Below are 24,576 nucleotides of genomic sequence, written 5' to 3' on the forward strand. Positions count from 1 at the left end.
CCCCATGTGAGAGTAGGTCATCGTCAAGATTAAATTCCGAAACCCCAATTGCGAAAGCAATTGGGGTTTTGTTTTTGTCCGCAGAAAAGTCACGGCAACTGGATTTCTATGCAATAGCTCGGCGCGTGGCTATCATGCGGGCCTCATTGTGAGGCGAGACCTGCATGCTGACGTTGTTAAAGCTTCTTAAAGATGGCCGATTCCATTCGGGTCAAGCATTGGGTGCTGCCCTGGGCGTCAGTCGTAGCGCCGTGTGGAAGCAGCTTCAGCATTTAGAAGCTGAGCTGGGATTGTCCATTCATAAAGTTCGTGGGCGCGGCTATCAACTGTCCGCGCCATTGGCGCTGCTCGATCCTTCCGAGATCAGTGCCCGGGCGATTTCTTGCGACTGGCCCGTCCAGGTTTACGACTCAATCGATTCCACGAACGCCGAGGCGCTGCGTGCTATAGAGCGGGGGCAGGCTGCGCCCTTTCTTGTGCTCTCGGAGCGGCAGACGGCCGGGCGCGGGCGACGGGGTCGCAAATGGGTCAGTCCCTTCGCTGAAAACGTCTATTACAGTCTGGTGCTGCGTATTGATGGTGGGATGCGCCAGTTGGAGGGCTTGAGTCTCGTCGTTGGGCTCGCTGTTTTGCAGACGTTGCGTGAGCTGGGTATTGCAGCCGCTGGATTGAAGTGGCCCAACGATGTTCTGGTGGGTCAGAAAAAGATCGCTGGAATATTGCTTGAGCTGGTTGGTGACCCTGCTGATGTGTGCCACGTGGTTCTGGGGGTGGGAATCAATGTGAACATGCAGTCCGCTGACGAGGTGGACCAGCAATGGACATCCATGCGGCTCGAATCAGGCAAATTGTTTGATCGCAACCAATTGGTCGCCATGTTGGGGGAGATGCTGCAGCGATACCTGGCTCGTCATCAGGCGGGTGGTTTTTTGGCCATCCAGTCGGAGTGGGAGCAAAATCACCTGTGGCAGGGGCGAAGCGTGTCGTTGATTGCCGGTGTCAATCAAATTGATGGCGAGGTGCTTGGTATTGATGGCCAGGGTGCCCTGCGCCTGAAGGTGGATGGTGTGGAGAAAGTCTTCAGTGGTGGTGAATTGAGCCTGAGGTTGCGTGATGATTCTTGAGCTCGATTGTGGGAATAGTTTCATCAAGTGGCGCGTGCTTGCGGCGAATGCCGGGCAGCTGCTTGGTGAGGGGGTGGTCGATTCCAATCTCGCATTGCTTGAGGGGTTGGGGGAGCTCAAAGGGCTTGCCCTCACGTTTTGCCGGCTGGTGAGCGTCAGGACTGCGGAAGAGACCGGTGCGCTGACGTCACTGCTGAAGGATACCTTTGATGTGCCGATAGTGTGCGCAGCGCCTGCTCGCGAAATGTCAGGCGTGCGCAACGGTTATGAAGAGTTTGAGCGGCTGGGGCTGGATCGCTGGCTTGCAATGCTTGGAGGCTTTCATCTGGCTTCAGGTGCGTGCCTGGTGCTCGACTTCGGTACGGCCGTGACTGCGGACTTTATCGCTTCTGATGGGGAGCACCTGGGTGGTTTCATCTGTCCGGGCATGCCGTTGATGCGCAACCAGTTGCGCACCCATACGCGGAAAATTCGTTATGGAGATCTGGCGGCGGAGCAGGCTCTGGAAAATCTTGTTCCAGGGCGCGCGACTGTCGAAGCTGTCGAGCGTGGTTGTTTGCTGATGTTGCGCGGCTTCGTAATGACTCAGCTCGAGTTGGCGCGCAGCTACTGGGGTGAGGACTTTGTCGTATTCCTTACCGGGGGGGATGCGAGCCTGGTTTCTGAGGTCGTGCCTCGGGCCAGGGTGGTTCCGGACTTGGTGTTTGTCGGATTGGCCATGGCCTGTCCCTTGTCCTGAGGTTTTTATGCGTTGGTTGTTTCTGCTGCTGCTTGTCCTCAATGGCTTTTACTACATCTGGCATCAACAGGAGGCTCCACTGCGTGCGAAGGATGTCACGCCTTTGAGTCTGTATCGCGGGTCTCAGCAGGATATACGCCTGTTGAGCGAAGCGGGTGATGCCTCCAAAGACAAGACTAAAGCTGTCTCGCCAGACAATGGCTGCCTTTATCTGGGGGGCTATACGCGCCAGGAGGCCGCGCAGGCGGTTGAGCGTCGGTTGAGCGGGATGGAGGTCAAATACCAGTCCCTGCCCAGGGGCTCGGAAAGCGCAGGGTATTGGGTGCGTATTGCGCCGGAAAGCCGGCGTTGGCTGGACGATCTGCAGCTGCAAAACCTTTCTAAAGAATTCAATGAGTTAAAACATAAAATAATGCCGTGCGAGGGGGTTGCACCCACCGAATAGTTTGCATAGAATGGCGCCCGCTCCACAGCGAACACCGGAAACGGTTAACGATGTGAGGCGAGGTCAACGCAGCTAAGCTCAGGTTTTTAATGAGAAAAATGCTTGACAGAAGGCTGGCATGATGTAGAATGCCGGCTCGCTTAGGAGGGGTTCCCGAGCGGCCAAAGGGATCAGACTGTAAATCTGACGTCTACGACTTCGAAGGTTCGAATCCTTCCCCCTCCACCATTTTTAGCGAGAGCTGTAAGCCTCGCGGGTATAGTTTAGTGGTAGAACCTCAGCCTTCCAAGCTGATGATGCGGGTTCGATTCCCGCTACCCGCTCCAAGTTTACAGGTTTTGCACAGTGTTACGCTCTTGTAGCTCAGTTGGTAGAGCACACCCTTGGTAAGGGTGAGGTCAGCGGTTCAAATCCGCTCAAGAGCTCCATATAACAAGGCAGATATGAAAATATCTGCCTTTGTTTTAGGTGGTTGTGGTTGCGCCTCGTTGTGTATTCGGGGTTGCCGGTGTCGCAGATGCTGGTGTTGCAGTCGGGATTGCCTGGTAAGTGTTGTAAAGTCTTTTTCGGGTCGGCATAATGGTCGGCCTGATTTTGTTTTAGGTCAGTAGCTCAATTGGCAGAGCGACGGTCTCCAAAACCGTAGGTTGGGGGTTCGATTCCCTCCTGACCTGCCAGATTCACCTGGTGTGTCTGGCTTTCTTTTCACAGGATCTTCATAGATGACTCCTAAAGCTGAAGCTCAAGGCTCTCGTTTCGACCTCCTCAAGTGGCTTGTAGTAGTCGCTCTGGTGGTTGTTGGCGTTGTTGGCAATCAGTACTTTTCTGCTTCGCCGATCCTGTACCGCGTACTCGCATTGCTTGCCATTGCTGCTGTAGCTGCCTTTGTAGGCCTGCAGACGGCCAAGGGCAAGTCTTTCTTTGTACTGGTTAAGGAAGCTCGCACCGAGATTCGTAAAGTCGTTTGGCCAACTCGCCAAGAAACCACGCAGACCACCCTGATTGTGGTGGCTGTTGTTCTGGTTATGGCGTTGCTGTTGTGGGGGCTTGATTCCCTGCTCGGCTGGCTTGTTTCCTTGATTGTCGGCTAAGGGTGTCCCGTGGCTAAGCGTTGGTATGTTGTGCATGCTTACTCCGGTTACGAGAAGCATGTAATGCGCTCGCTGATCGAGCGCGTAAAGCTGGCCGGTATGGAAGACGGCTTCGGCGAGATTCTGGTTCCCACTGAAGAAGTGGTTGAGATGCGCAATGGCCAGAAGCGCAAAAGCGAACGCAAATTCTTCCCTGGCTACGTGCTGGTGCAGATGGATATGAACGAGGGTACCTGGCACTTGGTCAAGGATACGCCTCGGGTGATGGGTTTCATCGGCGGTACCGCCGACAAGCCTGCACCGATCACCGATAAGGAAGCAGAAGCGATTCTGCGCCGCGTTGCTGACGGTAGCGACAAGCCGAAGCCGAAGACGTTGTTCGAGCCGGGCGAGTCGGTACGTGTCAATGACGGTCCATTCGCGGACTTTACCGGTGTTGTTGAAGAAGTTAACTACGAAAAGAGCCGGATTCAGGTCGCAGTGCTCATTTTCGGTCGCTCTACTCCGGTGGAGCTCGAGTTCAGCCAGGTCGAAAAGGTCTAGCTGAGCAACAATCCCAACCCCGCAGCCGTAGGCTGTGGGGTTTTGTCGTCACTGGGATAAACGCGCAAGTAACCGGGGAGCCTCTCGAGGCGTTCGAACCCGTAATTGGAGTGCCTCATGGCCAAGAAGATTACCGCTTACATCAAGCTGCAAGTGAAGGCCGCTCAGGCTAACCCAAGCCCACCTGTTGGTCCTGCTCTGGGTCAGCACGGCGTGAACATCATGGAATTCTGCAAGGCTTTCAACGCCCGTACCCAGGGTCTTGAGCCAGGTCTGCCGACTCCAGTGATCATCACTGTCTACAGCGACCGTAGCTTCACTTTCGAAACCAAATCCACCCCTGCTTCGGTTCTGCTGAAGAAGGCGGCCGGTCTGACCAGCGGTTCCGCTCGTCCGAACACCGTTAAGGTTGGCACCGTCACTCGTGCTCAGCTGGAAGAAATCGCGAAAACCAAAAACGCGGATCTGACTGCAGCTGATATGGAAGCAGCCGTGCGTACTATCGCCGGTTCTGCTCGTAGCATGGGCCTTAACGTGGAGGGTGTGTAATGGCTAAGCTGACCAAGCGTCAAAAGGCTATCGCCGGCAAAATCGAAGCAGGCAAGTCCTACAACTTTGTAGACGCTGCTGCCCTGCTGGCCGAGCTGTCGACTGTCAAGTTCAGCGAGTCGTTCGACGTAGCTGTAAACCTGGGTGTTGACCCGCGTAAATCCGACCAGGTCGTTCGTAGCGCTACCGTGCTGCCACACGGCACTGGCAAGACCGTTCGCGTTGCTGTGTTCACCCAGGGTCCAGCTGCTGAGGCCGCTCTGGCTGCCGGCGCTGACCGTGTAGGCATGGACGACCTGGCTGCCGAAATGAAAGGCGGCGACCTGAACTACGACGTAGTGATCGCATCCCCGGATGCAATGCGCGTTGTAGGTCAGTTGGGTCAGATCCTCGGTCCACGTGGCCTGATGCCTAACCCTAAAGTCGGCACCGTAACGCCAGACGTAGCTACCGCGGTTAAAAACGCCAAGGCTGGTCAGGTTCGTTATCGCACCGACAAAAACGGCATCATCCACACTTCCGTTGGCAAGATCGGCTTCGACGCCGTCAAGCTGAAGGAAAACGTTGAAGCCCTGATCGCTGATCTGAAGCGTATCAAGCCGGCTTCCTCGAAAGGCATCTACGTCAAGCGCGTTACCCTGAGCACCACCATGGGCCCAGGTCTGGTTATCGACCAGAGCTCGCTCGACGCGTAAGACACAGATTGGCGCAAGCGATTGCGCCAATTGAAAAATTGGGGTCCCTGCCTGGCGGGGGCTATCCAAGACCGTAGGCGACGCAAGTCTTAAACCACAAGCCTACGCAGATGGTGCTCCCGGTTCCTTACCGAATCAGACACCAAAACGACATCCGGTTTCGACCAGATGAAACGGTAACAAGCAGGAGTTAAACCCGTGGCAATTAAACTCGAAGACAAGAAGGCCATCGTCGCTGAAGTCAACGAGGCTGCCAAAGTCGCTCTGTCCGCTGTCGTGGCTGATGCCCGTGGCGTAACAGTAGGCGCGATGACCGGACTCCGTAAAGAGGCTCGTGAAGCTGGCGTTTACGTACGTGTTGTACGTAACACCCTGCTCAAGCGCGCTGTTGCTGACACTGAATTCAGTGTCCTCAACGACGTGTTCACCGGCCCTACCCTGATTGCGTTCTCCAAGGAACATCCAGGCGCTGCTGCCCGGATCTTCAAGGAATTCGCAAAGGGTCAGGACAAGTTCGAGATCAAGGCAGCTGCGTTCGAGGGCAAGTTCCTCGCAGCTAACCAAATCGACGTACTGGCAACTCTGCCGACCCGTGACGAAGCAATTTCTCAGCTGATGAGCGTGATTCAAGGCGCTACCAGCAAGTTGGCTCGTACTCTGGCGGCAATTCGCGACCAGAAAGAAGCTGCTGCAGCCTAAGGCTCGTCAACTTCTCGCGTTTTTTGTTTTTTTCGATGGTCGCGTAGGCCGTCCCCAATATCAGGAATTAGATTCATGTCTATCTCTCAGAACGATATCCTTGAAGCAGTTGGCAACATGTCCGTAATGGAAGTTGTTGAGCTGATCAAAGCTTTCGAAGAAAAATTCGGTGTTACCGCTGCTGCTGCATCGGCTGGTCCAGCTGTTGCTGCTGCCGTTGCTGAAGAGCAAACCGAATTCAACGTCATGCTGACCGAAGCTGGCGAGAAGAAAGTTAACGTGATCAAGGCTGTACGTGAACTGACCGGTCTGGGCTTGAAAGAAGCCAAGGCTGTAGTTGACGGCGCACCTGCCATGGTTCTGGAAGCTGTTGCCAAAGACGCAGCTGACAAAGCCAAAGCAGCTCTGGAAGAAGCAGGCGCTAAAGTCGAGCTGAAGTAAGCATCGACTTTGCTCCTCCAGCCCGAGCGTTAAGCGACAGGCTGATGGCTGGTGGCTCTTGCCACCGGCCTTTTTCCGTTATTGGCAGCCGACTGGGTCGGTGTCGATAACGTGCTGTAACCACCCGATGCGGTGGCGCAAACCATGGGGTTTGCACGATTTTCTGGCTGCTCCCGTCGGGAGGGGCCAAACAAGCAGGTGACCAAGCTGGGGAACGCTGATGGCTTACTCATATACTGAGAAAAAACGTATCCGCAAGGACTTTAGCAAGTTGCCGGACGTCATGGATGTGCCGTACCTCCTGGCCATCCAGCTGGATTCGTATCGTGAATTCTTGCAAGCGGGAGCGACTAAAGATCAGTTCCGCGACGTGGGCCTGCATGCGGCCTTCAAATCCGTTTTCCCGATCATCAGCTACTCCGGCAATGCTGCGCTGGAGTACGTCGGATATCGTCTGGGCGAACCGGCATTTGATGTCAAAGAATGCGTATTGCGCGGTGTAACTTACGCCGTACCTTTGCGGGTAAAAGTGCGCCTGATCATTTTCGACAAAGAATCGTCGAACAAAGCGATCAAGGACATCAAAGAGCAAGAAGTCTACATGGGTGAAATCCCCCTGATGACTGAAAACGGTACCTTCGTAATCAACGGTACCGAGCGTGTAATCGTTTCCCAGCTGCACCGTTCCCCGGGCGTGTTCTTCGACCACGACCGTGGCAAGACGCACAGCTCCGGTAAACTGCTGTACTCCGCGCGCATCATTCCTTACCGCGGTTCGTGGCTGGACTTCGAGTTCGACCCGAAAGACTGCGTATTCGTGCGTATCGACCGTCGTCGCAAGCTGCCTGCATCGGTACTGCTGCGCGCGCTCGGCTATACCACCGAAGAAGTGCTGGACGCGTTCTACACCACCAACGTATTCCACGTGAAGGGCGAGACCCTGAGCCTGGAGCTGGTGCCTCAGCGCCTGCGCGGTGAAATCGCTGTCCTCGATATTCAGGATGACAAAGGCAAGGTTATTGTCGAGCAGGGTCGTCGTATCACCGCTCGCCACATCAACCAGCTGGAAAAAGCCGGTATCAAAGAGCTGGATGTGCCTCTGGACTACGTCCTGGGTCGCACAACCGCCAAGGTCATCGTGCATCCGGCAACCGGCGAAATCCTGGCAGAGTGCAACACCGAGCTGAACACCGAGATCCTGGCAAAAATCGCCAAGGCCGGCGTTGTTCGCATCGAAACTCTGTACACCAACGATATCGACTGCGGTCCGTTCGTCTCCGACACCTTGAAGATCGACTCCACCAGCAACCAACTGGAAGCGCTGGTCGAGATCTATCGCATGATGCGTCCTGGCGAGCCGCCAACCAAAGACGCTGCCGAGACCCTGTTCAACAACCTGTTCTTCAGCCCTGAGCGCTATGACCTGTCTGCGGTCGGCCGGATGAAGTTCAACCGTCGTATCGGTCGCACCGAGATCGAAGGTTCGGGCGTGCTGTGCAAGGAAGACATCGTCGCGGTACTGAAGACCCTGGTCGACATCCGTAACGGTAAAGGCATCGTCGATGACATCGACCACCTGGGTAACCGTCGTGTTCGCTGCGTAGGCGAAATGGCCGAGAACCAGTTCCGCGTTGGCCTGGTACGTGTTGAGCGTGCGGTCAAAGAGCGTCTGTCGATGGCTGAAAGCGAAGGCCTGATGCCGCAAGACCTGATCAACGCCAAGCCAGTGGCTGCGGCAGTGAAAGAGTTCTTCGGTTCCAGCCAGCTGTCCCAGTTCATGGACCAGAACAACCCGCTGTCCGAGATCACCCACAAGCGCCGTGTTTCTGCACTCGGCCCTGGCGGTCTGACTCGTGAGCGTGCCGGCTTTGAAGTGCGTGACGTACACCCGACTCACTACGGTCGTGTATGCCCGATCGAAACGCCGGAAGGTCCGAACATCGGTCTGATCAACTCCCTGGCCGCTTATGCGCGCACCAACCAGTACGGCTTCCTCGAGAGCCCGTACCGCGTGGTGAAAGACGCTCTGGTCACCGACGAGATCGTGTTCCTGTCCGCCATCGAAGAAGCTGATCACGTGATCGCTCAGGCTTCGGCCACGATGAACGACAAGAAAGTCCTGATCGACGAGCTGGTAGCTGTTCGTCACTTGAACGAATTCACCGTCAAGGCGCCGGAAGACGTCACCTTGATGGACGTATCGCCGAAGCAGGTAGTTTCGGTTGCTGCGTCGCTGATTCCGTTCCTCGAGCACGACGACGCCAACCGTGCGTTGATGGGTTCGAACATGCAGCGTCAAGCTGTACCGACCCTGCGTGCTGACAAGCCGCTGGTAGGTACCGGCATGGAGCGTAACGTAGCCCGTGACTCCGGCGTTTGCGTCGTGGCTCGTCGTGGCGGCGTGATCGACTCCGTCGACGCCAGCCGTATCGTGGTTCGTGTTGCCGATGACGAAGTTGAAACCGGTGAAGCCGGTGTCGACATCTACAACCTGACCAAGTACACCCGCTCCAACCAGAACACCTGCATCAACCAGCGTCCGCTGGTGCGTAAAGGTGATCGGGTTCAGCGTAGCGACATCATGGCCGACGGTCCGTCCACCGACATGGGTGAACTGGCTCTGGGTCAGAACATGCGCATCGCGTTCATGGCATGGAACGGCTTCAACTTCGAAGACTCCATCTGCCTGTCCGAGCGTGTTGTTCAGGAAGACCGTTTCACCACGATCCACATCCAGGAACTGACCTGTGTGGCCCGTGACACCAAGCTTGGCCCAGAGGAAATCACTGCCGACATCCCGAACGTGGGTGAAGCGGCACTGAACAAGCTGGACGAAGCCGGTATCGTTTACGTAGGTGCTGAAGTAGGCGCAGGCGACATCCTGGTCGGTAAGGTCACTCCGAAAGGCGAGACCCAGCTGACTCCGGAAGAAAAACTGCTGCGTGCGATCTTCGGTGAAAAAGCCAGCGACGTTAAAGACACTTCCCTGCGTGTACCTACCGGTACCAAAGGTACTGTCATTGACGTACAGGTCTTCACCCGCGACGGCGTTGAGCGTGATGCTCGTGCCCTGTCGATCGAGAAGTCCCAGCTGGACGAGATCCGCAAGGACCTGAACGAAGAGTTCCGTATCGTTGAAGGTGCTACTTTCGAACGTCTGCGTTCCGCTCTGGTCGGCCACAAGGCCGAAGGCGGCGCCGGTCTGAAGAAAGGCCAGGACATCACCGACGAAGTTCTCGACGGTCTTGAGCACGGCCAGTGGTTCAAACTGCGCATGGCTGAAGATGCTCTGAACGAGCAGCTCGAGAAGGCCCAGGCCTACATCGTTGATCGTCGCCGTCTGCTGGACGACAAGTTCGAAGACAAGAAGCGCAAACTGCAGCAAGGCGATGACCTGGCTCCGGGCGTGCTGAAAATCGTCAAGGTCTACCTGGCAATCCGTCGTCGCATCCAGCCGGGCGACAAGATGGCCGGTCGTCACGGTAACAAGGGTGTGGTCTCCGTGATCATGCCGGTTGAAGACATGCCGCACGATGCCAATGGCACCCCGGTCGACGTCGTCCTCAACCCGTTGGGCGTACCTTCGCGTATGAACGTTGGTCAGATCCTTGAAACCCACCTGGGCCTCGCGGCCAAAGGTCTGGGCGAGAAGATCAACCGCATGATTGAAGAGCAGCGCAAGGTTGCCGAGCTGCGTAAGTTCCTGCACGAGATCTACAACGAGATCGGCGGTCGTCAGGAAAGCCTCGATGACTTCTCGGACCAGGAAATCCTGGACCTGGCTCAAAACCTGCGTGGCGGCGTTCCAATGGCCACTCCAGTGTTCGACGGTGCCAAGGAAAGCGAAATCAAGGCCATGCTGAAACTGGCGGACCTGCCGGAAAGCGGCCAGATGCAGCTGACCGACGGCCGTACCGGCAACAAGTTCGAGCGCCCGGTTACCGTTGGCTACATGTACATGCTGAAGCTGAACCACTTGGTAGACGACAAGATGCACGCGCGTTCTACCGGTTCGTACAGCCTGGTTACCCAGCAGCCGCTGGGTGGTAAGGCGCAGTTCGGTGGTCAGCGTTTCGGGGAGATGGAGGTCTGGGCACTGGAAGCATACGGTGCCGCTTACACTCTGCAAGAAATGCTCACAGTGAAGTCGGACGATGTGAACGGCCGTACCAAGATGTACAAAAACATCGTGGATGGCGATCACCGTATGGAGCCGGGCATGCCCGAGTCCTTCAACGTGTTGATCAAGGAAATTCGTTCCCTCGGCATCGATATCGATCTGGAAACCGAATAACACGTGACGCGAATCGAGAGCGGGGCAGTATTGCCCGCTCTCTGCTCCGCCAGGAGGAAAGGCCTTGAAAGACCTACTGAATTTGCTGAAAAACCAGGGTCAAGTCGAAGAGTTCGACGCCATCCGTATCGGATTGGCATCGCCTGAGATGATCCGTTCGTGGTCGTTCGGTGAAGTTAAAAAGCCGGAAACCATCAACTACCGTACGTTCAAACCTGAGCGTGACGGCCTGTTCTGCGCCAAGATCTTTGGCCCGGTAAAGGATTACGAGTGCCTGTGCGGTAAGTACAAGCGCTTGAAGCACCGCGGTGTGATCTGCGAGAAGTGCGGCGTTGAAGTCGCGCTGGCAAAAGTTCGTCGTGAGCGCATGGCGCACATCGAACTGGCCTCGCCGGTTGCCCACATCTGGTTCCTGAAATCGCTGCCGTCCCGTATCGGCTTGCTGATGGACATGACCCTGCGTGATATCGAGCGCGTTCTCTACTTCGAGAGCTACGTCGTTATCGATCCAGGCATGACCACCCTTGAAAAGGGTCAGCTGCTGAACGACGAGCAGTACTTCGAAGCGCTGGAAGAGTTCGGCGACGATTTCGATGCCCGCATGGGTGCCGAAGCTGTCCGCGAACTGCTGCACGCTATCGACCTGGAGCACGAGATTGGCCGTCTGCGTGAAGAAATTCCGCAAACCAACTCGGAAACCAAGATCAAGAAGCTGTCCAAGCGTCTGAAGTTGATGGAAGCCTTCCAGGGTTCCGGCAACCTGCCAGAGTGGATGGTGCTGACCGTTCTGCCGGTTCTGCCGCCAGACCTGCGTCCACTGGTCCCGCTGGATGGCGGTCGCTTCGCGACTTCCGACCTCAACGATCTGTATCGTCGAGTGATCAACCGTAACAACCGTTTGAAGCGCCTGCTGGATCTGTCCGCTCCGGACATCATCGTGCGCAACGAAAAGCGTATGTTGCAGGAAGCCGTCGACGCACTGCTCGACAACGGTCGTCGTGGCCGCGCTATCACAGGTTCCAACAAGCGTCCTCTGAAATCCCTGGCTGACATGATCAAGGGTAAGCAGGGTCGTTTCCGTCAGAACTTGCTCGGTAAGCGTGTTGACTACTCCGGCCGTTCGGTAATTACCGTAGGTCCGACCCTGCGTCTGCACCAGTGCGGTCTGCCGAAGAAGATGGCTCTCGAGCTGTTCAAGCCGTTCATTTTCGGCAAGCTGGAAATGCGTGGTCTCGCGACCACCATTAAAGCTGCCAAGAAGATGGTCGAGCGCGAGCTGCCGGAAGTTTGGGACGTTCTCGCTGAAGTGATTCGCGAACACCCGGTTCTTCTCAACCGTGCACCGACCCTTCACCGTCTGGGTATCCAGGCGTTTGAACCGGTACTGATCGAAGGTAAGGCTATCCAGCTGCACCCGCTGGTCTGCGCCGCGTACAACGCCGACTTCGACGGCGACCAAATGGCCGTGCACGTACCGCTGACGCTGGAAGCCCAGCTGGAAGCGCGTGCGTTGATGATGTCGACCAACAACATTCTGTCGCCAGCCAACGGTGAGCCAATCATCGTTCCGTCGCAGGACGTTGTATTGGGTCTGTACTACATGACGCGTGAAGCGATCAACGCCAAGGGCGAAGGTCGTGTATTCGCGGATCTGCAGGAAGTTGACCGTGTGTTCCGTGCCGGCGAAGCCGCACTGCACGCCAAGGTCAAAGTCCGGATCAACGAAACCGTCAACGACCGTGACGGCGGCAGCGTGACCAACACCCGTATCGTCGACACCACTGTCGGCCGTGCGCTGTTGTTCCAGGTTGTGCCAAAAGGTCTGTCGTACGACGTCGTCAACCTGCCGATGAAGAAAAAGGCGATCTCCAAGCTGATCAACCAGTGCTACCGCGTGGTTGGTCTGAAAGAGACCGTTATCTTCGCTGACCAGTTGATGTACACCGGTTTCGCCTACTCGACCATCTCCGGCGTTTCCATCGGTGTTAACGACTTCGTTATCCCGGATGAAAAAGCCCGCATCATCGGTGCAGCCACCGACGAAGTGAAAGAGATCGAGAGCCAGTACGCCTCCGGCCTGGTAACCCAGGGCGAGAAGTACAACAAAGTGATCGACCTTTGGTCCAAGGCGAACGACGAAGTTTCCAAGGCGATGATGGCCAACCTCTCGAAAGAGAAAGTCATCGACCGTCATGGCGTCGAAGTCGACCAGGAATCGTTCAACTCGATGTACATGATGGCCGACTCGGGTGCGCGGGGTTCCGCAGCACAGATTCGTCAGCTCGCCGGTATGCGTGGCCTGATGGCCAAGCCGGACGGCTCCATCATTGAAACGCCGATTACTGCGAACTTCCGTGAAGGTTTGAGCGTACTTCAGTACTTCATCTCCACTCACGGTGCTCGTAAAGGTCTGGCGGATACCGCGTTGAAAACGGCGAACTCGGGTTACCTGACTCGTCGTCTGGTAGACGTGGCGCAGGATCTGGTTGTAACCGAGATCGATTGCGGCACCGAACACGGTCTGCTGATGACTCCGCACATTGAAGGCGGTGACGTTGTAGAGCCGTTGGGTGAGCGCGTATTGGGTCGTGTTATTGCCCGTGACGTATTCAAGCCGGGTACCGAGGACGTCATCGTTCCTGCTGGCACCCTGGTAGACGAGAAGTGGGTCGAGTTCATCGAGCTGAACAGCATCGACGAAGTGATCGTGCGTTCGCCGATCAGCTGCGAAACCCGCTACGGCATTTGCGCCAAGTGCTACGGCCGTGACCTGGCTCGTGGTCACCAGGTGAACATCGGTGAAGCGGTCGGCGTTATCGCTGCCCAGTCCATCGGTGAGCCGGGTACCCAGCTGACGATGCGTACGTTCCACATCGGTGGTGCGGCAAGCCGGACCTCCGCAGCCGACAGCGTTCAGGTGAAGAATGGCGGTACCGTCCGTCTGCATAACCTGAAGCACGTTGAGCGAGTGGATGGTCACCTGGTTGCCGTGTCCCGTTCCGGTGAGCTGGCCATCGCTGATGACTTCGGTCGTGAGCGTGAGCGTTACAAGCTGCCGTACGGTGCCGTGATTTCGGTTAAAGAAGGTGACAAGGTCGACGCTGGCGCCATCGTGGCCAAGTGGGATCCGCACACTCACCCGATCGTTACCGAAATGAAAGGTACCGTGACCTACGTGGGCATGGAAGAAGGCATCACGATCAAGCGTCAGACTGACGAATTGACCGGTATGACCAACATTGAAGTACTCGACGCCAAAGATCGTCCAGCTGCCGGTAAGGACATCCGTCCGGCCGTTAAGATGGTCGACGACAACGGCAAGGATCTGTTGCTGCCAGGCACTGACGTTATCGCTCAGTACTTCCTGCCAGCCAACGCCCTGGTCGGTGTAGCGGACGGTGCGAAGATTGCGATCGGTGATGTTATCGCTCGTATTCCGCAAGAAACTTCGAAGACCCGTGACATCACCGGTGGTCTGCCGCGTGTTGCCGACCTGTTCGAAGCCCGTCGTCCGAAAGAAGCGTCGATTCTGGCTGAAGTCAGCGGCACCATCGCGTTCGGTAAAGAGACCAAGGGCAAGCGCCGTCTGGTCATTACCCCGAACGACGGTAGCGATCCGTACGAAGAGCTGATTCCGAAGTGGCGTCACCTGAACGTGTTCGAAGGCGAACAGGTAAACCGCGGCGAAGTTATCTCCGACGGTCCGAGCGATCCACACGACATCCTGCGTCTGTTGGGTGTGAGTGCGCTGGCCAAGTACATCGTTAACGAGATCCAGGACGTTTACCGTCTGCAAGGCGTGAAGATCAACGACAAGCACATCGAGACCATCCTGCGTCAGATGCTGCGTAAAGTTGAAATCGCTGAATCCGGCGATTCCAGTTTCATCAAGGGCGACCAGATGGAACTGACTCACGTACTGGTTGAGAACGAGCGCCTGGCGACTGAAGACAAGTTTGTCTCCAAGTTCACTCGTGTACTGCTGGGTATCACCAAGGCGTCGTTGTCCACCGAATCGTTCATCTCGGCGGCTTCCTTCCAGGAAACCACCCGCGTACTGACCGAAGCGGCGGTAACCGGCAAGCGCGACTACCTGCGCGGCCTGAAAGAAAACGTGGTCGTGGGTCGCCTGATCCCGGCTGGTACCGGTCTGGCTTATCACAGCGAGCGTAAGCGTCGCCGTGATGCAGACAAGCCGTTGCGCGTGAGCGCCAGTGAAGTGGAAGCTGCACTGACCGAAGCGCTGAACTCGAGCGGTAACTGAGTTCTGCGGTAAATGAGTGTGAGGCCCTGGTCACTCCGTTCATCGAATCGAGACAAATTGTCGAGATTGGATGAGCGGGGAGGGCGGGGCCTTGCCTTGACTGGGGACAAGATCCTCTTTAGACTCTTGTACCCCTAAATTTGGCGGGAACTCGTTCCTGCCATTTTGCTTTTCTTGCAAGACAATAGCGTCGCAAGACAACAGTGGAGCTAGTAGATGGCAACTATCAACCAGCTGGTACGTCAGCCGCGTAAGCGTATCGTCGAGAAATCCGACGTGCCTGCGCTGCAGAACTGCCCGCAACGCCGTGGCGTGTGCACCCGTGTGTACACCACCACGCCGAAAAAACCTAACTCGGCACTGCGTAAAGTATGCCGTGTGCGTCTGACCAACGGTTTCGAGGTTTCCTCGTACATCGGTGGTGAAGGCCACAACCTGCAAGAGCACAGCGTGGTACTGATCCGCGGCGGTCGTGTAAAAGACTTGCCAGGTGTTCGTTATCACACCGTTCGCGGTTCGTTGGATACTTCCGGTGTTAAAGGTCGTAACCAGGGTCGTTCGAAGTACGGTACCAAGCGTCCGAAGTAATCGGCCGTTTTGCAGTTATTCATTTTATTGAGTCGATAAGAGTAAGGTCGGGCACGTATCCACAGGATCTGTCCCGGGCTAACCTGAAGACCGTTTGAGGGCTTATCAATGCCAAGACGTCGCGTAGCAGCCAAGCGTGAGATTCTGGACGATCCGAAATACGGAAGCCAAATCCTCGCCAAATTCATGAACCACGTAATGGAAAGCGGCAAGAAAGCCGTTGCCGAGCGTATCGTTTATGGTGCCCTGGATACCGTGAAGGCTCGTAAGGCCGGCACCGATCCCCTGGAACTCTTCGAAAAAGCACTCGACGCCATCGCTCCGCTGGTCGAAGTGAAGTCGCGCCGCGTTGGTGGTGCTACTTACCAGGTTCCGGTCGAGGTTCGTCCTTCCCGTCGTAACGCTCTGGCAATGCGCTGGTTGGTAGACTTCGCTCGCAAGCGCGGCGAGAAGTCTATGGCTCTGCGTTTGGCTGGCGAACTGTTGGACGCCGCCGAAGGTAAAGGTGCTGCAGTTAAGAAGCGTGAAGACGTGCACCGTATGGCTGAAGCCAACAAGGCTTTCTCGCACTACCGCTTCTAATTCTAGCGTCACTCATTTTGCGAGGGCTTTATGGCTCGTACTACACCGATTAATCGCTACCGTAACATCGGTATCGTTGCTCACGTGGATGCTGGTAAAACCACCACCACCGAGCGCGTCCTTTTTTACACTGGCAAAAGCCACAAGATGGGCGAAGTGCATGACGGCGCTGCGACCACTGACTGGATGGTTCAGGAGCAGGAGCGTGGTATTACCATTACTTCTGCTGCCATTACCGCCTTCTGGCAGGGTTCGGCCAAGCAGCACAAAGACCAATACCGCTTCAACGTCATCGATACCCCGGGCCACGTAGACTTCACCATTGAAGTTGAGCGTTCCCTGCGTGTACTCGACGGCGCGGTCGTTGTGTTCTGCGGCACCTCCGGCGTTGAGCCTCAGTCCGAAACCGTATGGCGTCAAGCCAACAAGTACGGCGTTCCACGTATCGTTTACGTGAACAAGATGGACCGTGCCGGTGCGAACTTCCTGCGTGTGATCGCTCAGATCAAGCAGCGTCTGGGTCACACCCCGGTGCCGATCCAGTTGGCAATCGGTTCCGAAGACAACTTCCAGGGTCAGATCGATCTGATGACCATGGAAGCGGTTTACTGGAACGATGCCGACAAGGGCATGACTCCACGTCGCGAAGCTATCCCTGCTGAACTGCAGGAACTGGCTGAAGAGTGGCGCAACAACATGGTTGAGGCTGCGGCCGAAGCCAGCGAAGAGCTGATGAACAAGTATCTCGAAGGGGAAGAACTCTCCATCGAGGAAATCAAGGGCGCTCTGCGTCAGCGTACTATCGCTGGTGAAATCGTTCTGGCTGTTTGCGGCTCTTCCTTCAAGAACAAGGGCGTTCCCCTGGTTCTCGACGCCGTTATCGACTACCTGCCGGCTCCAACCGACATTCCTGCCATCAAGGGTACCGACCCGGATGACGAGGAAGTGCAAATGGAGCGTCATGCAGACGACAATGAGCCGTTCTCGGCTCTGGCGTTCAAGATCGCTACCGACCCATTCGTGGGTACCCTGACCTTCGTCCGTGTTTACTCGGGCGTGTTGGCCTCCGGCGACGGCGTGATCAACTCGGTCAAAGGCAAGAAAGAGCGTGTGGGTCGTATGGTGCAGATGCACGCAAACGCCCGTGAAGAGATCAAGGAAGTACGCGCTGGCGACATCGCGGCCTTGATCGGCATGAAGGACGTCACCACTGGTGAAACCTTGTGCAACGCTGACAAGCCAATCATCCTGGTTCGCATGGACTTCCCGGAGCCGGTTATTTCGGTTGCCGTTGAGCCTAAGACCAAGGATGACCAGGAAAAAATGGGTATCGCTCTGGGCAAGCTTGCTCAGGAAGACCCGTCTTTCCGCGTCAAGACTGATGAAGAGACTGGTCAAACGATCATCTCTGGCATGGGCGAGTTGCACCTGGACATCCTGGTTGACCGGATGCGCCGTGAGTTCAACGTCGAAGCCAACATCGGTAAGCCTCAGGTTTCGTATCGTGAGCGCATCACGAAGAATTGCGAAATCGAAGGCAAGTTCGTTCGTCAGTCCGGCGGTCGTGGCCAGTTCGGCCATTGCTGGATTCGTTTTGCTCCTGCTGACGAAGGTCAGGAAGGTCTGCAATTCGTGAACGAAGTAGTGGGTGGTGTGGTTCCTAAGGAATACATCCCGGCTATCCAGAAGGGTATCGAAGAGCAGATGAAGAACGGCGTAGTTGCCGGCTATCCGCTGATCGGCCTGAAGGCTACCGTGTTTGATGGTTCTTACCACGACGTCGACTCGAACGAGATGGCGTTTAAGGTGGCTGCTTCCATGGCGACCAAGCAACTGGCCCAGAAGGGCGGTGGTGAGTTGCTCGAGCCGATCATGGCGGTAGAGGTTGTTACGCCTGAAGACTATATGGGTGACGTGATGGGCGACCTTAACCGTCGTCGCGGCATGATTCTGGGTATGGAAGACACGGTTTCCGGTAAGGTGATCCGTGCTGAAGTTCCGTTGGGCGAGATGTTCGGTTATGCGACCGATGTTCGTTCGATGTCCCAGGGTCGCGCAAGCTACTCTATGGAATTCAAAAAATACAATACGGCTCCGTCGCACATCGTCGAAACCGTTACCAAAAAACAAGGCTGATTCAGTCCTTTAGGCAAGGAGTTAATTGTCGTGGCTAAAGAAAAATTTGATCGTTCCCTACCGCACGTCAACGTTGGCACCATCGGTCACGTTGACCACGGTAAAACCACTCTGACCGCAGCTCTGACTCGCGTTTGCTCCGAAGTTTTCGGTTCCGCAATCGTTGATTTCGATAAAATCGACAGCGCTCCAGAAGAAAAAGCTCGTGGTATCACCATCAACACCGCGCACGTCGAGTACAACTCGAAGATCCGTCACTACGCTCACGTTGACTGCCCAGGTCACGCTGACTACGTGAAGAACATGATCACCGGTGCTGCTCAGATGGACGGCGCGATCCTGGTTTGCTCGGCCGCTGATGGTCCGATGCCACAAACCCGTGAGCACATCCTGCTGTCCCGTCAGGTAGGCGTTCCGTACATCGTGGTTTTCCTGAACAAGGCTGACCTGGTAGACGACGCTGAGCTGCTGGAACTGGTCGAGATGGAAGTTCGCGACCTGCTGTCCACCTACGACTTCCCGGGCGATGACACTCCAATCATCATCGGTTCGGCTCGTATGGCGCTGGAAGGCAAAGACGACAACGAAATGGGCACCACTGCCGTTCGTAAACTGGTTGAAACTCTGGACAGCTACATCCCAGAACCAGAGCGCGCTATCGACAAGCCATTCCTGATGCCAATCGAAGACGTATTCTCGATCTCGGGTCGTGGTACTGTTGTGACTGGTCGTATCGAGCGCGGTATCGTTCGCGTTCAAGATGCACTGGAAATCGTTGGTCTGCGTGACACCACCACCACCACCTGCACCGGTGTTGAAATGTTCCGCAAGCTGCTCGACGAAGGTCGTGCTGGCGAGAACTGCGGCGTTCTGCTGCGTGGTACCAAGCGTGACGACGTTGAGCGTGGCCAGGTTCTGGTTAAGCCAGGTTCGGTTAAGCCGCACACCAAGTTCACCGCAGAAGTTTACGTTCTGAGCAAGGAAGAAGGCGGTCGTCACACTCCGTTCTTCAAAGGCTACCGTCCACAGTTCTACTTCCGTACTACTGACGTGACTGGTAACTGCCAGCTGCCAGAAGGCGTTGAAATGGTAATGCCAGGTGACAACATCCAGATGGAAGTTACCCTGATCAAGACCATCGCAATGGAAGACGGCCTGCGTTTCGCTATCCGTGAAGGCGGTCGTACCGTCGGCGCTGGCGTCGTAGCCAAAATCATCGAGTAAGCATCTCTTTTGAGATAGCTTCGATGCTTTGAAAGGCCCCCGCTCAGCGGGGGCTTTTTTATTGGGTTGACACCCATCTGGGGCGTCTATAGAATTGCGCCTCCTTTTAACGGGCGTATTGCGCCCGGTGGGAATAGCAGCCGGAGTCTGAAATCCAATGCAAAATCAGCAAATCCGTATCAGGTTGAAGGCTTTCGACCATCGCCTGATCGACCAATCAACCCAGGAAATCGTGGAAACCGCGAAACGTACTGGTGCTCAAGTGCGTGGTCCAATTCCACTGCCTACCCGTAAAGAGCGGTTCACCGTTCTGGTCTCCCCGCACGTCAACAAAGACGCGCGTGACCAGTACGAGATCCGTACTCATAAGCGCGTTCTGGACATCGTCCAGCCAACGGATAAAACCGTTGATGCTCTTATGAAGCTTGATCTTGCGGCCGGTGTGGAAGTGCAGATCAGCCTCGGCTAAGACTCGGTCTTAGTCGTGTAACGCTCTGAAATGGGCGGCCATAGCGGGTGAAAGCCCCGTACACTCATGAGGTTTACAACATGACTATTGGTGTAGTCGGTCGTAAATGCGGTATGACCCGTATTTTCACCGAAGAAGGTGTCTCCATTCCGGTCACGGTCATTGAGATCGAGCCGAATCGCGTCACCCAGTTCAAAACTGAAGAGACCGATGGCTATCGTGCAGTGCAAGTCACTGTCGGCGAGCGTCGTGCTTCGCGTGTAACAGCAGCTCAGGCTGGCCACTTCGCTAAGGCGAACGTTGCCGCTGGTCGTACCGTAATGGAATTCCGCCTTGAAGAAGGCGAGTACCAGGCCGGCGATCTGATCAACGCTGAAATCTTCGCCGCTGGTCAACTGGTTGATGTAACCGGTCAGTCCAAGGGTAAAGGCTTCCAGGGTACGATCAAGCGTTGGAATTTCCGCGGGCAAGATAACACCCACGGTAACTCCGTATCCCACCGCGTTCCAGGCTCTATCGGCCAGTGCCAGACTCCTGGTCGTGTATTCAAGGGCAAAAAAATGTCCGGTCATATGGGCGCTGAGCGCGTGACCGTGCAGTCCCTCGAAGTAGTGCGCGTGGACGCTGAACGCAATCTGTTGTTGGTCAAGGGCGCTGTTCCTGGCGCTACTGGCGGCAACTTGGTTGTACGTCCAGCAGCCAAGGCTCGCGGTTAAGGGGAAGCTGACATGCAATTAAATGTAAATGACGCTCAAGCGATCGAAGTTTCCGAACTGACATTTGGCGGCGAATTCAACGAGACGCTGGTTCACCAAGCAGTCGTGGCCTACATGGCCGGCGGCCGTCAGGGTTCCAAGCAGCAAAAGACCCGTTCCGACGTTCGTGGTGGCGGCAAGCGCCCATGGCGTCAGAAAGGTACTGGCCGTGCTCGTGCCGGTACTATCCGTAGCCCAATCTGGCGTGGCGGCGGTACCACTTTCGCAGCTCGTCCTCAGGATCACTCCCAGAAGCTGAACAAGAAGATGTATCGCGCAGCAATGCGTTCCATCCTTGCTGAGCTGGTGCGTACTGATCGTCTGGTCGTGGTTCAGGATTTCGCCGTTGAAACGCCGAAAACCAAAGACCTGCTGGGCAAGCTGAACAACATGAGCCTGACCGACGTTCTGATCGTGTCGGACGCTGTTGATCAGAACCTGTACCTGGCTGCTCGTAACCTGCCACACGTAGATGTACGTGACGTGCAAGGTTCCGATCCAGTTAGTCTGATCGCATACGACAAGGTGTTGATCACCGTGTCGGCCGTGAAGAAATTCGAGGAGCTGCTGGGATGAACCAGGAACGCGTATTTAAAGTTCTGCTTGGCCCGCACGTTTCCGAGAAGGCTACGGTTCTGGCAGACAAGAAAGGCCAGTTCGTTTTCAAGGTTGCTACTGACGCAACCAAGCTGGAAATCAAGAAGGCCGTCGAAAGCCTGTTCAGCGTGAAAGTAGAGCGTGTAACTACCCTGAATGTTCTGGGTAAGAGCAAGCGCACTGCTCGCGGTCTGGGCAAGCGTAATGACTGGAAGAAGGCAGTTATCTCCCTTCAGCCAGGCCAAGATCTCGATTTCAGCAGCAGTGCTGAGTAAGGAAGGGGTGCATCATGGCAATCGTTAAATGCAAACCGACTTCCCCTGGCCGCCGTTTTGTGGTCAAGGTGGTCAACCAGGAGCTGCATAAAGGCGCTCCTCACGCACCGCTGCTCGAGAAGAAATCGAAGACTGGTGGTCGTAACAACAATGGCCGTATTACCACTCGTCACATCGGTGGTGGTCATAAGCAGCATTACCGTATGGTCGATTTCCGTCGCAACGACAAAGATGGCATCGTCGCCACTGTCGAGCGTATCGAATACGATCCAAACCGTACTGCTCACATCGCACTGCTCTGCTACGCAGACGGCGAGCGCCGCTACATCATCGCCCCTAAAGGCGTGAGTGCTGGCGACCAGCTGATCGCAGGCGCTCTGGCTCCAATCAAGCCAGGCAACGCTCTGCAACTGCGCAACATTCCAGTCGGTTCTACCGTACACGGCATCGAACTGAAGCCAGGTAAAGGCGCACAGATCGCTCGTTCCGCTGGTGCTTCGGCTCAGCTGATCGCTCGTGAAGGTGTGTACGTTACCTTGCGTCTGCGTTCCGGTGAAATGCGTAAAGTCCTGGCTGAATGCCGTGCGACCCTGGGCGAAGTCTCGAACTCCGAGCACAGCCTGCGTTCGCTGGGTAAAGCCGGTGCCAAACGCTGGCGTGGCGTTCGCCCAACCGTTCGTGGTGTTGCCATGAACCCGGTTGACCACCCACATGGTGGTGGTGAAGGTCGTACCTCTGGTGGTCGTCATCCGGTATCGCCATGGGGCTTCCCGACTAAGGGCGCGAAGACTCGTGGTAATAAGCGTACCGACAAAATGATCGTCCGTCGTCGCAAGTAAATAGAGGGATACGACAGTGCCACGTTCTCTGAAAAAAGGTCCTTTTATCGATCTTCACCTACTGAAGAAGATCGAAGTGGCGGCGGAAAAGAACGATCGCAAACCGGTGAAAACCTGGTCGCGTCGTTCGATGATCCTGCCACAAATGGTCGGTCTGACCATCGCAGTACACAACGGTCGTCAGCACGTCCCAGTTCTCGTGAACGAAGACATGGTCGGCCACAAACTGGGCGAGTTCGCCGGTACCCGCACTTATCGCGGGCACGTGGCAGACAAGAAAGCCAAGCGTTAAGGGGTTAGGAAATGGAAGTAGCCGCTAAGTTGTCGGGCGCTCGAATCTCCGCCCAGAAAGCCCGCTTGGTCGCCGACCAGATCCGCGGGAAGAAGGTGGGCGAAGCGCTCAACCTGTTGGCTTTCAGCAGTAAGAAAGCCGCCGAGATCATGAAGAAAGTGCTGGAGTCGGCCGTAGCCAACGCCGAGCATAACGAAGGCGCAGACGTTGATGACCTGAAGGTCAGTACCGTTTTCGTCAACGAAGGGCGTTCGCTGAAGCGCATCATGCCACGTGCCAAAGGCCGTGCTGATCGCATCGTCAAGCGGTCTTGCCATATCACTGTCAAGGTTGCTGACAAGTAACGGAGTCGAAGAGATGGGTCAGAAAGTACATCCCATTGGCATTCGCCTGGGAATCGTCAAGGAGCACACCTCCGTCTGGTACGCAGACGGTCGGACTTATGCGGACTATTTGCTCGCAGATCTGAATGTGCGTGAGTACCTCCAAGACAAACTAAAAAGCGCGTCCGTAAGCCGTATCGATATCCATCGTCCGGCCCAAACTGCACGCATCACCATCCACACCGCTCGTCCAGGTATCGTTATCGGGAAGAAAGGTGAAGATGTTGAGAAACTGCGTCAGGACCTGACCAAGCAAATGGGTGTGCCTGTGCACATCAATATCGAAGAGATCCGCAAGCCGGAGCTCGACGGTATGCTGGTTGCGCAGAGCGTAGCTCAGCAGCTGGAGCGTCGCGTAATGTTCCGTCGTGCTATGAAGCGCGCCGTACAGAACGCCATGCGCATTGGTGCCAAAGGCATCAAAATCCAAGTGAGCGGTCGTCTCGGCGGTGCTGAAATCGCACGTACTGAATGGTATCGCGAAGGTCGTGTGCCATTGCACACCCTGCGTGCCGACATCGACTATGCCAACTACGAAGCTCACACCACTTACGGTGTGATCGGTGTAAAGGTTTGGATCTTCAAAGGCGAAGTAATTGGTGGTCGCCAAGAAGAACTGAAACCACAAGCACCAGCGCCTCGTAAAAAAGCTGCTAAGTAAGGGGTACGCCAAATGTTGCAACCAAAGCGTACGAAGTTCCGCAAGCAAATGACTGGTCACAACCGTGGCCTGGCATTGCGCGGTAGCAAAGTCAGCTTCGGCGAGTTCGCGCTGAAGTCTGTTGCTCGTGGTCGTCTCACCGCTCGTCAGATCGAGTCAGCGCGTCGTGCACTGACCCGTCACGTAAAACGTGGTGGCAAGATCTGGATCCGTGTATTCCCGGACAAGCCGATCTCCAAGAAACCTCTCGAGGTTCGGATGGGTAAAGGTAAGGGTAACGTGGAATACTGGGTTGCCCAGATTCAGCCAGGCAAAGTCCTGTATGAAATCGAGGGTGTTTCTGAAGAGCTGGCGCGTGAGGCTTTCGCCCTGGCTGCTGCAAAGCTGCCGCTCGCCACCTCCTTTGTTAAACGGACGGTGATGTGATGAAAGCGAATGAACTTCGTGAAAAATCCGCACAGCAGCTGAACGAGCAACTGCTCGGCCTGCTGCGCGACCAGTTCAATCTGCGTATGCAGAAAGCAACTGGCCAGTTGGGGCAGTCTCATCTGCTCTCGCAAGTTAAGCGTGACATCGCTCGCGTGAAGACTGTGCTCAACCAGCAGGCAGGTAAGTAATCATGGCTGAAGCCGAAAAAACTGTCCGTACGCTGACTGGCCGTGTTGTCAGCGACAAGATGGACAAAACCATCACCGTTCTGATCGAGCGTCGCGTTAAGCACCCGATCTACGGTAAATACGTTAAGCGTTCGACTAAGCTGCACGCGCACGACGAAACCAATCAGTGCCACATCGGCGACAAAGTCACTATTCGTGAAACTCGTCCTTTGGCCAAGACCAAGTCTTGGGCGCTGGTTGATGTTCTCGAACGCGCTGTGGAAGTCTAAGGACT

Annotated in this window: 26 protein-coding genes and 4 tRNA genes; all 30 read left to right on the plus strand. The window is 55.8% G+C overall.

Going from position 1 to position 24,576, the window contains the following annotated elements; all coding sequences use genetic code 11:
- Positions 1 to 164 precede the first annotated feature (164 nt).
- The 30 genes from birA to rpsQ all read left to right on the plus strand — a co-directional run bounded on the left by birA (position 165) and on the right by rpsQ (position 24,571).
- Complete coding sequence (gene birA / locus AC3WJW_RS16100) at positions 165 to 1,124, plus strand: bifunctional biotin--[acetyl-CoA-carboxylase] ligase/biotin operon repressor BirA (RefSeq protein WP_493726672.1); 960 nt, start codon at positions 165 to 167, stop codon at positions 1,122 to 1,124.
- The gene (locus tag AC3WJW_RS16105; RefSeq protein WP_493726673.1) at positions 1,114 to 1,863 is read left to right on the plus strand and encodes a pantothenate kinase; all 750 of its coding nucleotides are present in this window, start codon (positions 1,114 to 1,116) and stop codon (positions 1,861 to 1,863) included. Before birA ends, AC3WJW_RS16105 begins: the two co-directional genes overlap by 11 nt.
- A gap of 7 nt (positions 1,864 to 1,870) precedes the next feature.
- Positions 1,871 to 2,308 carry a hypothetical protein gene (locus AC3WJW_RS16110; RefSeq protein WP_493726674.1) on the plus strand — a complete coding sequence of 146 codons (438 nt, stop codon included), beginning with the start codon at positions 1,871 to 1,873 and terminating at the stop codon, positions 2,306 to 2,308.
- A gap of 143 nt (positions 2,309 to 2,451) precedes the next feature.
- A tRNA-Tyr gene (locus AC3WJW_RS16115) sits at positions 2,452 to 2,536 on the plus strand.
- Positions 2,537 to 2,560: 24 nt separating this feature from the next.
- A tRNA-Gly gene (locus tag AC3WJW_RS16120) sits at positions 2,561 to 2,634 on the plus strand.
- 26 nt (positions 2,635 to 2,660) lie between these two features.
- A tRNA-Thr gene (locus AC3WJW_RS16125) sits at positions 2,661 to 2,736 on the plus strand.
- Between the two features lie 173 nt (positions 2,737 to 2,909).
- Positions 2,910 to 2,985: transfer RNA gene (locus AC3WJW_RS16130), tRNA-Trp, on the plus strand.
- 45 nt (positions 2,986 to 3,030) lie between these two features.
- Positions 3,031 to 3,399 carry a preprotein translocase subunit SecE gene (secE, locus tag AC3WJW_RS16135; RefSeq protein ID WP_102673697.1) on the plus strand — a complete coding sequence of 123 codons (369 nt, stop codon included), beginning with the start codon at positions 3,031 to 3,033 and terminating at the stop codon, positions 3,397 to 3,399.
- A 9-nt stretch (positions 3,400 to 3,408) separates the two neighbouring features.
- The gene (gene nusG / locus AC3WJW_RS16140; protein WP_007984405.1) at positions 3,409 to 3,942 is read left to right on the plus strand and encodes a transcription termination/antitermination protein NusG; all 534 of its coding nucleotides are present in this window, start codon (positions 3,409 to 3,411) and stop codon (positions 3,940 to 3,942) included.
- 117 nt (positions 3,943 to 4,059) lie between these two features.
- Positions 4,060 to 4,491, plus strand: coding sequence for a 50S ribosomal protein L11 (gene rplK, locus AC3WJW_RS16145; RefSeq protein ID WP_007933726.1), 432 nt, complete (start codon positions 4,060 to 4,062; stop codon positions 4,489 to 4,491).
- Complete coding sequence (rplA, locus tag AC3WJW_RS16150) at positions 4,491 to 5,186, plus strand: 50S ribosomal protein L1 (RefSeq protein WP_008041297.1); 696 nt, start codon at positions 4,491 to 4,493, stop codon at positions 5,184 to 5,186. The genes rplK and rplA overlap by 1 nt, the downstream gene beginning before the upstream one ends.
- Before the next feature lie 198 nt (positions 5,187 to 5,384).
- Complete coding sequence (gene rplJ, locus AC3WJW_RS16155; protein ID WP_007970413.1) at positions 5,385 to 5,885, plus strand: 50S ribosomal protein L10; 501 nt, start codon at positions 5,385 to 5,387, stop codon at positions 5,883 to 5,885.
- Positions 5,886 to 5,960: 75 nt separating this feature from the next.
- Entirely contained in the window at positions 5,961 to 6,326 is a 366-nt protein-coding gene (gene rplL, locus AC3WJW_RS16160; protein ID WP_007970414.1) for a 50S ribosomal protein L7/L12, read from the plus strand.
- Between the two features lie 220 nt (positions 6,327 to 6,546).
- Positions 6,547 to 10,620, plus strand: a complete 4,074-nt coding sequence (gene rpoB, locus AC3WJW_RS16165) for a DNA-directed RNA polymerase subunit beta (RefSeq protein ID WP_007970415.1) — start codon at positions 6,547 to 6,549, stop codon at positions 10,618 to 10,620.
- Positions 10,621 to 10,684: 64 nt separating this feature from the next.
- Positions 10,685 to 14,884, plus strand: a complete 4,200-nt coding sequence (rpoC, locus tag AC3WJW_RS16170; RefSeq protein WP_007970416.1) for a DNA-directed RNA polymerase subunit beta' — start codon at positions 10,685 to 10,687, stop codon at positions 14,882 to 14,884.
- Positions 14,885 to 15,100: 216 nt separating this feature from the next.
- Entirely contained in the window at positions 15,101 to 15,472 is a 372-nt protein-coding gene (gene rpsL, locus AC3WJW_RS16175; protein WP_003186084.1) for a 30S ribosomal protein S12, read from the plus strand.
- A 108-nt stretch (positions 15,473 to 15,580) separates the two neighbouring features.
- Entirely contained in the window at positions 15,581 to 16,054 is a 474-nt protein-coding gene (rpsG, locus tag AC3WJW_RS16180; protein ID WP_007970418.1) for a 30S ribosomal protein S7, read from the plus strand.
- Positions 16,055 to 16,084: 30 nt separating this feature from the next.
- Positions 16,085 to 18,190 (plus strand): elongation factor G, encoded by a 2,106-nt coding sequence (fusA, locus tag AC3WJW_RS16185; RefSeq protein WP_493726675.1) that lies wholly within the window; start codon positions 16,085 to 16,087, stop codon positions 18,188 to 18,190.
- A 30-nt stretch (positions 18,191 to 18,220) separates the two neighbouring features.
- Complete coding sequence (tuf, locus tag AC3WJW_RS16190) at positions 18,221 to 19,414, plus strand: elongation factor Tu (RefSeq protein ID WP_008053875.1); 1,194 nt, start codon at positions 18,221 to 18,223, stop codon at positions 19,412 to 19,414.
- 157 nt (positions 19,415 to 19,571) lie between these two features.
- Entirely contained in the window at positions 19,572 to 19,883 is a 312-nt protein-coding gene (gene rpsJ / locus AC3WJW_RS16195; RefSeq protein ID WP_003186070.1) for a 30S ribosomal protein S10, read from the plus strand.
- Positions 19,884 to 19,963: 80 nt separating this feature from the next.
- Positions 19,964 to 20,599: a 50S ribosomal protein L3 gene (gene rplC, locus AC3WJW_RS16200; protein WP_003186059.1), complete on the plus strand. Its 636-nt coding sequence runs from the start codon at positions 19,964 to 19,966 to the stop codon at positions 20,597 to 20,599.
- A 12-nt stretch (positions 20,600 to 20,611) separates the two neighbouring features.
- A complete protein-coding gene (gene rplD / locus AC3WJW_RS16205) occupies positions 20,612 to 21,214 on the plus strand; it encodes a 50S ribosomal protein L4 (RefSeq protein ID WP_003228735.1) in 603 nt (200 codons plus the stop codon).
- Positions 21,211 to 21,510, plus strand: a complete 300-nt coding sequence (gene rplW, locus AC3WJW_RS16210; protein WP_002555488.1) for a 50S ribosomal protein L23 — start codon at positions 21,211 to 21,213, stop codon at positions 21,508 to 21,510. Before rplD ends, rplW begins: the two co-directional genes overlap by 4 nt.
- A 14-nt stretch (positions 21,511 to 21,524) precedes the next feature.
- Entirely contained in the window at positions 21,525 to 22,349 is an 825-nt protein-coding gene (rplB, locus tag AC3WJW_RS16215; RefSeq protein ID WP_003228734.1) for a 50S ribosomal protein L2, read from the plus strand.
- A gap of 16 nt (positions 22,350 to 22,365) precedes the next feature.
- Positions 22,366 to 22,641, plus strand: a complete 276-nt coding sequence (gene rpsS, locus AC3WJW_RS16220) for a 30S ribosomal protein S19 (protein WP_002555486.1) — start codon at positions 22,366 to 22,368, stop codon at positions 22,639 to 22,641.
- 11 nt (positions 22,642 to 22,652) lie between these two features.
- Complete coding sequence (gene rplV, locus AC3WJW_RS16225; RefSeq protein WP_003103908.1) at positions 22,653 to 22,985, plus strand: 50S ribosomal protein L22; 333 nt, start codon at positions 22,653 to 22,655, stop codon at positions 22,983 to 22,985.
- Positions 22,986 to 22,998: 13 nt separating this feature from the next.
- The gene (rpsC, locus tag AC3WJW_RS16230; RefSeq protein ID WP_007970424.1) at positions 22,999 to 23,685 is read left to right on the plus strand and encodes a 30S ribosomal protein S3; all 687 of its coding nucleotides are present in this window, start codon (positions 22,999 to 23,001) and stop codon (positions 23,683 to 23,685) included.
- Between the two features lie 12 nt (positions 23,686 to 23,697).
- Positions 23,698 to 24,111 carry a 50S ribosomal protein L16 gene (gene rplP / locus AC3WJW_RS16235; protein ID WP_003228729.1) on the plus strand — a complete coding sequence of 138 codons (414 nt, stop codon included), beginning with the start codon at positions 23,698 to 23,700 and terminating at the stop codon, positions 24,109 to 24,111.
- Positions 24,111 to 24,302, plus strand: a complete 192-nt coding sequence (gene rpmC / locus AC3WJW_RS16240) for a 50S ribosomal protein L29 (RefSeq protein WP_002555481.1) — start codon at positions 24,111 to 24,113, stop codon at positions 24,300 to 24,302. The genes rplP and rpmC overlap by 1 nt, the downstream gene beginning before the upstream one ends.
- A 2-nt stretch (positions 24,303 to 24,304) precedes the next feature.
- Positions 24,305 to 24,571, plus strand: a complete 267-nt coding sequence (gene rpsQ, locus AC3WJW_RS16245) for a 30S ribosomal protein S17 (protein WP_003176419.1) — start codon at positions 24,305 to 24,307, stop codon at positions 24,569 to 24,571.
- Positions 24,572 to 24,576 lie beyond the last annotated feature (5 nt).

This window comes from Pseudomonas sp. GW821-FHT07G06 (genome assembly GCF_058986625.1).